This is a genomic window from Chelatococcus caeni (assembly GCF_014196925.1).
Lineage (GTDB): Bacteria > Pseudomonadota > Alphaproteobacteria > Rhizobiales > Beijerinckiaceae > Chelatococcus_A > Chelatococcus_A caeni.
The window spans coordinates 187674-199852 of sequence record NZ_JACIEN010000005.1; the positions used below are offsets into that span (position 1 = coordinate 187674).

A 12179-nucleotide genomic window follows, 5' to 3' on the forward strand; every position below is an offset into this window, starting at 1 on the left:
GGATCATGAAGGACGACGAGAAGCCGGGCGAGAAGGATGCCCTGGAAACAGGCCTGCGTAGCCGGCAGTGGTTCGGCCGGCAGGATTCATATGGCTTCATCTATCGCAGCTGGATGAAGAACCAGGGTTTTCCGGCGCGCATGTTCGACGGGCGGCCGGTCATCGGTATCTGCAACACCTGGTCGGAACTGACGCCGTGCAACGCCCATCTGCGGATGCTCGCCGAGCACGTGAAGCGCGGCGTCTACGAGGCCGGCGGCTTTCCGGTCGAGTTCCCCGTGATGTCGCTCGGCGAATCCAACATGCGCCCGACGACCATGCTGTTCCGCAATCTCGCGAGCATGGACGTGGAGGCCTCCATCCGGGCCAATCCCATCGACGGCGTCGTGCTCCTGGTCGGTTGCGACAAGACCACGCCGGCCTCCCTGATGGGCGCGGCGAGCGTCGACCTGCCGACCATCGTCGTCTCCGGCGGGCCCATGCTCTCGGGCCACTGGAAGGGGCGGCGCATCGGCTCCGGCACGGACGTCATCCGCTTCAAGGAGGCGGTGCGGGCCGGCGAGATGAGCGTCGAGGAGTTCATGGCCGCCGAGGCCGCGATGTCGCGCAGCGCCGGATCCTGCATGACCATGGGCACGGCCTCGACACTCGCGAGCCTGTGCGAGGCGCTCGGCGTGGCGCTGCCCGGCAACGGCGCCATTCCGGCGGTGGATGCCCGCCGCCAGGTTCTCGCCTTCGACGCCGGCAGCCGCGCCGTTGCCATGGTGCACGAGCACCAGCGCCTGTCGAAGGTCCTGACGCGCGAGGCCTTCGAGAATGCCGTCGTCCTCAATGCGGCGCTCGGCGGCTCGACCAATGCCGTCGTCCATCTCATCGCCCTCGCCGGAAGGCTCGGCGTGCCCTTCACGCTCGACGACTGGGACCGGATCGGCGCCGACGTGCCCTGCCTCGTCAACCTCATGCCTTCCGGCGCCTTCCTGATGGAGGATTTCCATCGCGCAGGCGGCGTCTCCGCGGTCCTCAGGGAGCTCCGCCCGCGCCTCAATGCCGGCGCGCCGACGGTCGCCGGCTGCACGCTGGGCGAAAGCGTCGCGGGAGCGGAGATCGAGGATCCGGAGGTCATCCATTCGCTCGCCCGGCCCTTCAAGGAGAACGGCGGCATCGCCGTCCTGCGCGGCAACCTCGCGCCCGGCGGGGCGGTCATCAAGCCGTCCGCGGCAAGCCCGCAGCTGATGAGCCACCGCGGCCGGGCCGTCGTCTTCGACTCGGCCGATGATCTCAAGAAGCGCATCGACGACCCGGATCTTCCGGTCGATGCCGACAGCGTCCTCGTCCTGCGCAACTGCGGGCCAAAGGGCTATCCCGGAATGGCCGAGATCGGCAACCTGCCGATCCCCGCCAGGCTCCTGCGGCAGGGCATCACGGACATGGTGCGCATTTCCGATGCCCGCATGAGCGGCACCGCCTTCGGCACGGTCGTGCTGCACGTCGCGCCCGAGGCGGCGGCCGGGGGGCCGCTCGCGCTCGTCGCCGACGGCGACATCATCGAGCTCGACGTGGCCGGCCGGCGCCTTCATCTCGACGTGGCGGAGGAAGAGCTCGCCCGGCGCCGGGCGGCCCTGCGCCCCTTCGTGTCGCCCTACAGCCGCGGCTACGAGAAGCTCTATGTCGAGCACGTCCTGCAGGCGGACCAGGGCGTCGATTTCGATTTCCTCGTCGGCGGCAGCGGGGATTACGTGCCGCGGGAGTCGCACTGATGGCTGACGTCGCGACCCGCACGATCGACACGGCCGGCATGGGTGCGGATGTCTCGATCCGCAGCCTCGTCAAGCGCTACGGGCCGGTGACCGCCGTCGAGGACATCTCGCTCGCGGTGGCCTCGGGCGAGTTCCTGTCGGTGCTCGGGCCGTCCGGCTCCGGCAAGACGACGGTGCTGATGTGCCTCGCCGGCTTCGAGATCCCCTCGGCCGGCTCCCTGCACATCGGCGGCCGGGAGGTGACGGCCCTGCCGCCGAACCGGCGCGAGATCGGCGTCATCTTCCAGCGTTATGCGCTCTTTCCCCACATGAGCGTACGCGACAACGTGCGCTTTCCGCTCAAGATGCGGGGCATGGCGCGCCGTCAGGCCGAAGCCGTCGTCGAGGAGGCGCTCGCCACCGTGCGCCTGTCGGGCTTCGGCGACCGGCTGCCGGCGCAGCTCTCCGGGGGCCAGCAGCAGCGCGTGGCGCTCGCTCGCGCCATCTCGTTCCGTCCGCCGCTCCTCCTGATGGACGAGCCGTTGTCGGCGCTCGACAAGAAGCTGCGCGAGGAGATGCAGGCCGAGATCAAGGACCTGCAGCGGCGCCTCGGGCTCACGGTCATCTTCGTGACGCACGACCAGGAAGAGGCGCTCACCATGTCGGACCGCATCGCCGTCATGAGCCACGGCCGTCTCGAGCAGGTCGGCACGCCCGAGGAAATCTACGGCAACCCGGCGACGTCCTTCGTCGCCCGTTTCGTCGGCGAGACCAACATCCTGCCGGGCATCGTGCACCGACGATCCGGCCAGGATGGCACCGTCGCGCTCGACGGGGGCGGCGAAATCGCGGTGCCCCTGCCGGCAGAGCGCCGCCTGGCCGAGGGCAGCGCCGCCGAGGTCATGTTGCGGCCGGAGCATGTCGCGGTGATGCCGGCTGGTAGCGGCGTTAACGGTCTCGCCGCGCGGCTCGTCGGACACAGCTTCGCCGGCGCCACCGTCGCTCTGACCTTCGAGGCGGCGGGCGGCCAGCGTCTCGTCGCGCGACGGCCGGCCCGCGAGCTCGCGGGTCTTGCGCCGGGCGCCGAGGTCGTCCTCGTGCCGGAGGCGGGCCAGGCGCGCTGCTTCGCCCGCACGGGGCAGGGCGCATGAGCGCGCTTGCCGCCGGCGACAGGCGCCGGCTGTCGGGGCCGGCGAGCCTGATGCTGGTCGCGCCCTTCGTCCTCGTACTCATCGCGGTCTTCTGCTGGCCGATCCTGCAGCTCCTGTCGGCGAGCCTCTTCGATCCCGACTTTACGCTGCGCCATTATGAGCAAGTGCTGACGAGCGAGTTCACGCTCGGCGTCTTCCTGCGCACGTTCCGCGTCAGTTTTCTCGTCGCCTGCTTCGCGCTCGTCGTCGGCTATCCGGTGGCGGCGCTGATGCGCTCCCTGCCGCCCATGGGGGCAGCGATCGTCGGCGCCTGCGTGCTCATCCCGCTGTGGACGAGCGTCCTCGTGCGCAGCTTCGCCTGGACCGTGCTCCTGCAGCGCAACGGCGTCGTCAACGAGGCGCTGCAGGGTCTCGGCATCACCTCCGGGCCGCTCTCCTTCCTCTACAACGAGGCGGCCGTCGTCATCGCCCAGGGGCACGTGATGCTGCCGTTCATGATCATGCCGATCTACCAGTCGCTGCGGGCGATCCCCGATGAGCTGCCGCGCGCGGCGCTGAGCCTCGGAGCGAGCCGCACGGCGGTGTTCCGCGAGGTGATCTGGCCGCTCTCGCGGCCCGGCGTCGTCGCCGGCTTCCTCATGGTCTTCATCGTCACGCTCGGTGCCTTCGTGACGCCGGCGCTCATCGGCGGCCCGCGCAGCCTCATGCTGGCGACGCTCATCAGCGGCGAGATCACCGAGAACCTCAACTGGCCGCTCGGGGCCGCCCTGTCGGCGGTGCTGCTGGTGATGGTGATGCTGCTCATCGGCCTCTTCAGCAGGTTCCTGCGCTTCGGACGGGTGGAGATGTGATGAACGTGACCACCAGGCTGCCGCATCCGGCCATCGCGGCCGCGCGGCTCGCAGGCATTCTCGGCGTCCTCTTCCTGCTCATCCCGACGCTCATCGTCGTGCCCATCTCGGTGGGGCCGGACAAGTACCTGCACTTTCCGCCGCGGGGTTTCTCGCTCGAATGGTACGGCACGCTCATCGGCGATCCGGGCTGGATGCGTGCCGCCCTGTTCTCGCTGCAGATCGCCGTGCTCGTCACGCTGTTGTCGACCGCGCTCGGCACGGCGGCCGCGCTCGCCCTGACGCGCGGGCGGCTTCACGGCGCCAGGGCGCTGTCGGTTGCGGTGCTCGCGCCGATCGTCGCGCCGAACATCGTCGTGGCCGTGGCGATGTATCTCTTCTTCTCGCGCCTCGGCATGTCCGGCTCGCTCGTCGCCTTCGTGCTCGCCCACACGGTGCTCGCGACGCCCTATGTCGTCATCACGGTCTCGGCCGCCCTTGCTGCCGCGGATCCCGACCTCGAGCTCGCGGCCATGAGCCTCGGCGCGAGCCGCAGCCGCGCCTTCGTGCATGCGACCCTGCCGCTGATCCTGCCCGGCGTCATCGCCGGGGCGGTCTTCGCCTTCGTCGTCTCCTTCGACGAGGCGGTGGTGTCCTTCTTCCTGTCGAGCGTGCGCGACAAGACTCTGCCACGGAAGATCTTCGAGGAGCTGGACTACGATGTCTCGCCTGTCGTTGCTGCGGTCTCGACCGTCCTGACCTTCCTGTCGGTCGGTCTTCTCGGGCTTGCCGCCGTGCTGCGCCGGCGGGCGCCGCGCGCGCCCGCGACGAAGGCTTGATCCGTGTCGAAAATGCTGGCTGATGGCCGCATGAAGCGCAAGGCCGTAACGATCCGCGACGTCGCCGCCGCCGCCGGCGTCACCCCCATGACGGTGTCCAACGTCATCAACGGGCGCACCAATGAGGTGAGCCGCGAGACCTTCGCGCGCGTCATGGAGATGTGTCGGTCGCTCGGCTATCGCCCGCACGCGAGCGCGCGGCGCCTGCGGACCGACCGGCGCATGGCGGTCGGGGTCGTCATCGTCGATCCCTCGCCGCACTACCTCGCCGACCCGTTCATCGCCGCGCTGCTCGCCGGCCTCAACGAGAGCCTCGCCGCCAGCGGCTACAGCATCGTGCTGCACGGGGCCGTGCCGGAGAAGATCGCGGCGCTGCCGATGATGCAGCGGATCGAGACCGACGCCTTGTGCATCTTCCTCGCCGGCACGCGCGCCGAGCGGCAGAGGCTGCTCGCCGATCTTGCCGCGCTCGGCCAGCCGCTCGTGCTGCTGCAGGAGGATCTCGCGGACTTCGAGGGCGGAGGGCCCGGCCTGTCGGACGTTTGTGCCCTGGTGCAGGACGATTTCGGCGGGGGCGCCGAGGTCGCCCGCCACGTGCTCGAAGGAGGGGCGCGGCGGATCGCCATGCTCGTGCCGGGCGCCGTCTGGTCCGCCATGGAGCGGCGCGAGGCGGGGGTCAGGGCCGTGCTCGCACGACAGGCCGACCCGCCGGCGCTCGAGCTGGTGCGCTGCGGCGACGAGGGATACGCCGACACGCAGCACGCGTTTGCGGCCTATCTGGCCGAGCGGGGCGTGCCGGACGTCGTCATCGGCGGCAACGACCAGATGGCGATCGCGGCGATGAACCTCCTGACCTCTCGCGGCCGCCGCGTGCCGGAGGAGGTCCGCGTCACCGGCTTCAACGGCTTCGAAATCTGGCGCTATGCGACGCCCACTTTGACGACGGTGTTCTCGCCGGCCTTCGCCATCGGCCGGCAGGCGGGCGAGGCGATCCTGACGCGCCTGGCCGAGGGTCGCTTCGCCGCGCGCCAGATCACTTTGCCCGTGACCTTCGCGCCGAATCTTTCGTCGGCCCGCTAGATCGGGGAGCCGTCATCGCAGGCCCGCAATATGCGAGAGTGACGGGTCCGGTGCTCTGTACCGGCCATCCCGAGGCGGTTAAGTACCGGGATGCAGACGGCATGCGCCGCAATCGAGAGATCCGCGGCACGGCCGCGACAGATGGGGAGTGTTCCGGGATGTTCGATTTGAGCGGCAAGTCGGCGCTGGTGACGGCGGCGGGGCAGGGCATCGGTTTCGCCTCGGCCGTGGCCCTGGCCAAGGCCGGCGCCAGGGTGTTCGCGACGGATATCAACGAGGCGGCCTTCGCGGCGCTCAAGGAAGCGGACGCCCGCATCGAGCCCTTCCGCCTCAATGTGCTGAGCGACGAGGACGTCGCCGCCGCGCGCGACCGCACGGGTGCCGTCGATATCCTCTTCAACTGCGCTGGCGTCGTGCATGCCGGCGCGATCCTCGACTGCCCGCCGGATGATCTCGCCTTCGCGCTGCAGCTCAACGTCACGGCGGCCTACCGCACCATCCGCGCCTATCTGCCGGGCATGCTCGAGAAGGGCGGCGGCTCCATCATCAACATGGCCTCGGTCGCCTCGAGCGTGAAGGCGGTGCCCAACCGCTTCGCCTACAGCGCCTCGAAGGCGGCCGTGATCGGCCTCACCAAGTCGGTCGCCACCGATTATGTCGGGCGCGGCATCCGCTGCAACGCCATCTGCCCGGGGACGGTGCAGTCCCCCTCGCTCGACGAGCGGCTGAGGGCCCAGGGCGACTACGAGGCCGCCAAGGCCGCCTTCATCGCCCGCCAGCCCATCGGCCGCATCGGCAAGCCGGAGGAGATCGCCGCCCTCGTCGTCTATCTCGCCAGCGACGAGTCCGCCTACACCACCGGCCAGGCCCACGTCATCGACGGCGGCTGGACGATGTGATCGTCGTGCGGCCGGTCGGGAGCGGGACGCCGACCGCCCGGCTGGACGAACGCTAACGGTTCGGGCATTTGCTCCCTTCGAACAATTGACGGATGCCCCGCGCCGCAGCCAAATCCGCGCTTGCGGCAGGGGCGCCGATGCGCCGGAGGGATGAGATGACATTCGACGTGGGCGCCCGCCTCAGACAGATCAGGCAAGCCGCCGGCCTGTCGCAGCGCGAGCTGGCGTCCCGCGCCGGCGTGACGCACGGGCTCATCTCGCTCATCGAGCAGAACAAGAACAGCCCGTCCGTCGCCTCGCTGCGCAAGATCCTCGAAGGCATTCCGATGACCATGGCCCAGTTCTTCGAGGAGGACCGGCCGGTCAGGAACAAGGTGTTCTTCGCCGCCGACGAGCTCGTCGACCTCACCTCGCGCCTGCACCAGGTCAACGGCACGCGCGCCCGGGGCAAGCTCACCTTGCGCCAGGTGGGCGACGCCCATGCCCACAACCTGCAGATCCTGCACGAGAGCTACGAGCCGGGCGCGGACACGGGGCTCACCATGCTCGCCCACGATTCGCACGAGGGCGGCGTGGTACTGACGGGCGAGCTGGAGGTGACGGTGGGCGACGAGGTCTGCGTGCTCAAGGCCGGCGACGCCTATCTCTTCGACAGCCGCATCCCGCACCGCTTCCGCAATGTCGGCAAGGGGCGCTGCACGGTCGTGAGCGCCTGCTCGCCGCCCTATCTGTGAAATGAAATGGGCGGCCCGCGAGCCGCCCCTCTTTCGTCACGTGCCCTTCGGACTGTACCCGAACATCGACTTGACCTCGAGGAAGTCCTCGAGGCCGTAGCGGCCCCATTCGCGGCCGTTGCCGGATTGCTTGTAGCCGCCGAAGGGGGCGGCGAGGTCGCCGGGCGAGCCGTTGATGTGCACCATGCCGGCGCGGATGCGCCGCGCCACGGCGCGGGCGTGGTCGAGGTCGCCGGAGGTGACGTAGCTCGACAGGCCGTAGACCGTGTCGTTGGCGATGGCGATCGCCTCCTCCTCGTCCCGGTAGGGGAGAATGGAGAGCACCGGCCCGAAGATCTCCTCGCGCGCGATGGTCATGTCGTTGCGCACGTCGGCGAAGACGGTCGGGCGGATATAGTAGCCGCGGTTGAGATGCTCCGGCCGGCCGGGGCCGCCGGCGACGAGCCGCGCGCCCTCGGCGATGCCCTGTTCGATGAGGCGCTGGATCTTGTCGAACTGCACCTTGCTGACCACGGGGCCGATGGTCGTGCCCTCAGCGCGGGGATCGCCCACCACCGTCGCCGCGGCCACCTCGCGCGCGACGGCGATCGCCTCCTCCTGCCGGTCGGCGGGCACCAGCATGCGCGTCGGGGCGTTGCACGACTGGCCGCTGTTGGAGAAGCACTGGCGCGTGCCATGGGTGACGGCGCGCACGATGTCCGCATCGGGCAGGATGACGTTGGGCGACTTGCCGCCGAGCTCCTGCGCCACGCGCTTGACGGTGTCGGCGGCCGCCCGCGCCACGGCGATGCCGGCCCGGGTCGAGCCGGTGAAGGAGACCATGTCGATGTCCGGATGGGTGGCGAGCGCCTGGCCCACCGTCGGCCCGTCGCCGTTGACCATGTTGTAGATGCCGGCCGGCACGCCGGCCTCGTGCATCACCTCGCTGAAGACGATGCCGGAGATCGGGGCAACCTCGCTCGGCTTGATCACCATGGTGCAGCCGGCGGCGAGCGCCGGCCCGACCTTGCAGGCGATCTGGTTGAGCGGCCAGTTCCACGGCGTGATGAAGCCGCACACGCCCACCGGCTCGCGCGTCACCACGGTCTCGTTGACCACCTCGTCGAATTCGTAGTCGCGCAGGACACGCAGCACCTCCGAGAGATGGCCGAGGCCGGCGGCGGCCTGCGTCTGCCGGGCAAAGCTCATCGGTGCGCCCATCTCGTCGCTGATGGCCTCGGCGATGTCGTCGTAGCGCTTCTTGTAGACGGCGATCACCGATTCGAGCAGCTCGACGCGCTCCTTGCGGCTCGCGCGGGCGAAGCGGCCGAAGGCGCGCTTGGCCGCGGCCACGGCCTTGTCCACGTCGGCCGTCTCGCCGAGCGCGATGCGGGCATAGGCTTCTTCCGTCGCCGGATTGACGACCTCGAGCATGCGCCCGCCCGAGGCCGGCACCCAAGCACCGTCGATGTAGAACTGGAGATGGTCCTTCATGGCTTCGCCCTCTTGATTTACGCGGCGGCCGAGCGCCGCCGGACGCTCAAAATTCTATGCACGACAGTGGTAGGATGGTTGCTGGCCCGCCGCAAGCGGGGATCAGTCCGGCCGGCGGCGACGTATCTTGCCGAGGGGAAAATGAGTGCAAACGCCGGCAAACGGGATCGTTGTACAGGTTGGGCAGTGAACTTGCGACGCCGGACGTCCCGTTTCGCGCGTTCAAAGGTTCTGTGGTCGGCCCGGCTCCTGCCCATTGAGAGGGCTTGCCTTCCGCATCGTGCTCAATATTTTGAGCATGACGACAATCGGCAGTCGCGGCAGGGACGAGGGGCCATGACCACGCAGACCATGACGACGCAGACATTGAGCAAGCGCCAGAAAGAGGCCGTGCCGCAGGGCATCGCCACCAAGCAGATCTTCGCCGCGCGGGCCGAGAACGCCGAGCTCTGGGATGTCGAAGGCAAGCGCTACATCGACTTTGCCGCCGGTATCGCCGTGCTCAACACCGGCCACCGCCATCCGCGCATCATCGCCGCGGTGAAGGAGCAGGCGGAGAGCTTCACGCATACCTGCTTCCACGTCGCGCCCTACGAGAGCTACATCAGCCTCGCCGAGCGCCTCAACGCCCTCACGCCGGGCGACCACCCGAAGAAGACGATGTTCGTCACCACCGGCGCCGAGGCGGTGGAGAATGCCGTCAAGATCGCCCGCGCCCATACCGGGCGCCCGGCGGTAATCGCCTTCGGCGGCGCCTTCCACGGCCGCACGCTGCTCGGCATGGCGCTCACCGGCAAGGTCGCGCCCTACAAGAAGGGCTTCGGGCCCTTCCCGGCCGATGTCTATCACGTGCCGTACCCGAAGACCTATCACGGCGTCGGCACGGCCGAGGCGCTCAGGGGGCTCAACCAGCTCTTCCAGAGCGACGTCGATCCGGCCCGGGTCGCCGCCATCGTCGTCGAGCCCGTGCAGGGGGAGGGCGGCTTCTATCCGGCGCCGGCCGATTTCCTCGCGGCGCTGCGCGCGCTCTGCGACGAGTACGGCATCCTGCTCGTCGCCGACGAGATCCAGACCGGCATCGCCCGCACCGGGCGCATGTTCGCGGTCGACCATGCGGGCGTGGTGCCGGACCTCGTCACCATGGCCAAGGGGCTCGGCGGCGGCTTCCCGCTCGCGGCGGTCACCGGCCGGGCCGAGGTCATGGACGCCGCCCACCCCGGCGGGCTCGGCGGCACCTATGGCGGCAGCCCCATCGGCATCGCCGCCGCCCATGCGGTGCTCGACGTGATCGAGGACGAGAAGCTGTGCGAGCGCGCCGAGAGGATCGGCGCCATGATGCGCGAGCGCCTCACCGCGATGGCCCGGCGCAACAGCTTCAACGCCATCGGCGACGTGCGCGGCCTCGGCGCCATGGTGGCCTTCGAGCTGGTCAAGGATCGCACGACGCGCGAGCCCGATACGGCGCTTGCCGGCCGGCTCGTGGCGAAGGCGCAGGAAAAGGGCCTCATCCTCCTCACCTGCGGGCCGGATGGCAATATCATCCGCCTTCTGGCGCCCCTGACCATTCCGCAGGAGCAGGTGAGCGAGGGACTCGATATCCTCGAGGAGGCGCTGGCCGAGGCCGTCGGCGCCTGAGCGTGGGACAACCCCTTTTCAAGAGGATGACATGAACGGCGCCGACCGGCTGTGCGAGACGCTGCTCGCCAATGACATCGACGTGTGTTTCGCCAACCCGGGCACGTCCGAGATGCACTTTGTGGCGGCGCTCGACCGCCGCCCGCAGATGCGCTGCGTCCTCGGCCTGTTCGAGGGCGTGGTGACCGGCGCGGCCGACGGCTATGCGCGCATGGCGGACAAGCCGGCGGCCACGCTCCTTCACCTCGGGCCGGGGCTCGCCAACGGCCTCGCCAACCTGCACAACGCCCGGCGCGCCCGCACGCCGATGATCAACGTCGTGGGCGACCACGCCACCTATTTCCTCAAGCACGACGCGCCGCTGGCGAGCGACATCGACAGCCTCGCCCGTCCCATGTCGCAGTGGTACGGCCGAATCGGCCGTGCCGAGGAGGTGGAGGCGAAGACGCTGGAGGCCTACGAGGCAGCCATGCGCCTGCCGGGCGTCGCGACGCTCGTGCTGCCGGCTGATGCCGCCTGGGGCGAGCTGCCGGCCGGGGCTCCGCCGCGCCGGGTGTCGCTGCCACCCTTCCGCTCCGTCGCGCCGGAGGCCGTGCGTCAGGCGGCGGAGACGCTGCGCTCGGGCCGGCGGGTCGCGCTGCTCCTGACCGGCCGCGCATTGCGCGCCGATGCGCTCGCCACGGCCGACAGGATCGCCGCCGCGACGGGCGCGCGCCTCCTGATGCAGACCTCCAACAGCCGCGTGGAGCGCGGGGCGGGCCGCGTCGCCATCGACAACGTGCCCTATCCGGTCGACGCGGCGCTCGCCGCGCTGGCCGACATCGACGCCATGATCGTCGTCGGCGCGAAGGTCCCGGTCGCCTTCTTCGCCTATCCCGGCAAGCCGGGCCTTCTCGTGCGCAAGGATTGCGAGATCGTGGACCTCGCGCGTCCGGGCGACGACCTTGCCGAGGCGCTCGCCTGGCTCGCCGACGAGATCGGCGTCGCGGCCGAGGCAGCCGTGCGGGTGAGCCGGGGCTTCACCGACGAGACGGCGCTGCCGGGTGGCACGCTCACGGACGATGCGGTGGCGCTTGCCGTGGCGCGCATGCTGCCGGAGGGCGCCATCGTCTGCGACGAGAGCATCACGGCGGGCGCCCGCTTCTTCGGGCTTTCGCAGGATTCCGCCCCGCACGACTACCTGCGCATCACGGGCGGGTCGATCGGCATCGGCATTCCGCTCGCGGCTGGCGCCGCGGTGGCGTGCCCGGACCGCAAGGTGGTGGCGCTGCAGGCCGACGGCAGCGGCATGTTCACGGTGCAGGGGTTGTGGACCCAGGCGCGCGAGCGGCTCGACATCGTCACCGTCGTCTTCGCCAACCGCAGCTACGCTATCCTCGAGGGCGAGATGCGCAACGTCGGCGTCAACCACTTCGGCCGCAACGCCGAGCGCATGCTGACGCTCGACGATCCGGCGCTCGACTGGGTGTCGATGGCGCGCGGCATGGGCGTGGAGGCCGGGCGCGCCGAAACCGTCGAGGATTTTGTCCGCCTCTTCGACGGTGCGCTGCGCCAGCGCGGCCCCTTCCTCATTGAAGCGGTTGTCTGAACCGGGGACAGGCCGTCCTCTGGTGTCGAATATAATTGACGCAGATGCTGTATGATGCATCTTAATTGGGCGCTTGCCCCATCACTGGGCAGGGGCGGCGCAACGCTGACGGGAGCGCCGGCGAGAATGGCCACAAGGCCACCGCCGCCCGTCAGGAGGAGACGATCACAAGCGGGGAAACCGGTCCCGAGGGCCGGGCGTGCAAGGTGGCGCA

General features: G+C 69.8%; 10 protein-coding genes. 9 read left to right on the top strand and 1 reads right to left on the bottom strand.

Translation table 11 applies throughout. The features are described 5' to 3' along the window. Positions 1-5: 5 nt before the first annotated feature. The 7 genes from GGR16_RS19185 (at position 6) to GGR16_RS19215 (ending at position 7269) form a co-directional block, all read left to right on the top strand. The gene (locus GGR16_RS19185; protein ID WP_183317652.1) at positions 6-1757 is read left to right on the top strand and encodes an IlvD/Edd family dehydratase; all 1752 of its coding nucleotides are present in this window, start codon (positions 6-8) and stop codon (positions 1755-1757) included. Further along, positions 1757-2887, top strand: coding sequence for an ABC transporter ATP-binding protein (locus tag GGR16_RS19190; protein ID WP_183317653.1), 1131 nt, complete (start codon positions 1757-1759; stop codon positions 2885-2887). The genes GGR16_RS19185 and GGR16_RS19190 overlap by 1 nt, the downstream gene beginning before the upstream one ends. Further along, the gene (locus tag GGR16_RS19195; RefSeq protein ID WP_019401070.1) at positions 2884-3738 is read left to right on the top strand and encodes an ABC transporter permease; all 855 of its coding nucleotides are present in this window, start codon (positions 2884-2886) and stop codon (positions 3736-3738) included. The genes GGR16_RS19190 and GGR16_RS19195 overlap by 4 nt, the downstream gene beginning before the upstream one ends. Beyond that, positions 3738-4556, top strand: coding sequence for an ABC transporter permease (locus tag GGR16_RS19200; protein WP_019401069.1), 819 nt, complete (start codon positions 3738-3740; stop codon positions 4554-4556). Before GGR16_RS19195 ends, GGR16_RS19200 begins: the two co-directional genes overlap by 1 nt. 30 nt (positions 4557-4586) lie before the next feature. Next, positions 4587-5636, top strand: coding sequence for a LacI family DNA-binding transcriptional regulator (locus tag GGR16_RS19205; RefSeq protein ID WP_040403703.1), 1050 nt, complete (start codon positions 4587-4589; stop codon positions 5634-5636). 158 nt (positions 5637-5794) lie between these two features. Next, entirely contained in the window at positions 5795-6535 is a 741-nt protein-coding gene (locus GGR16_RS19210) for an SDR family oxidoreductase (RefSeq protein ID WP_183317654.1), read from the top strand. A gap of 155 nt (positions 6536-6690) precedes the next feature. Continuing rightward, the gene (locus GGR16_RS19215; RefSeq protein WP_050996660.1) at positions 6691-7269 is read left to right on the top strand and encodes a cupin domain-containing protein; all 579 of its coding nucleotides are present in this window, start codon (positions 6691-6693) and stop codon (positions 7267-7269) included. A 36-nt stretch (positions 7270-7305) separates the two neighbouring features. Here the strand turns inward: GGR16_RS19215 and GGR16_RS19220 are convergent, their stop codons facing one another. Further along, positions 7306-8742: an aldehyde dehydrogenase family protein gene (locus GGR16_RS19220; RefSeq protein ID WP_183317655.1), complete on the bottom strand. Its 1437-nt coding sequence runs from the start codon at positions 8740-8742 to the stop codon at positions 7306-7308. A gap of 351 nt (positions 8743-9093) precedes the next feature. On the opposite strand from GGR16_RS19220, the gene gabT reads away from it, so the two are divergent. Both gabT and GGR16_RS19230 read left to right on the top strand, forming a co-directional pair. Continuing rightward, positions 9094-10377 (top strand): 4-aminobutyrate--2-oxoglutarate transaminase, encoded by a 1284-nt coding sequence (gene gabT, locus GGR16_RS19225; protein ID WP_183317783.1) that lies wholly within the window; start codon positions 9094-9096, stop codon positions 10375-10377. Between the two features lie 31 nt (positions 10378-10408). Next, the gene (locus tag GGR16_RS19230; protein ID WP_183317656.1) at positions 10409-11965 is read left to right on the top strand and encodes an acetolactate synthase large subunit; all 1557 of its coding nucleotides are present in this window, start codon (positions 10409-10411) and stop codon (positions 11963-11965) included. Positions 11966-12179: the final 214 nt, after the last annotated feature.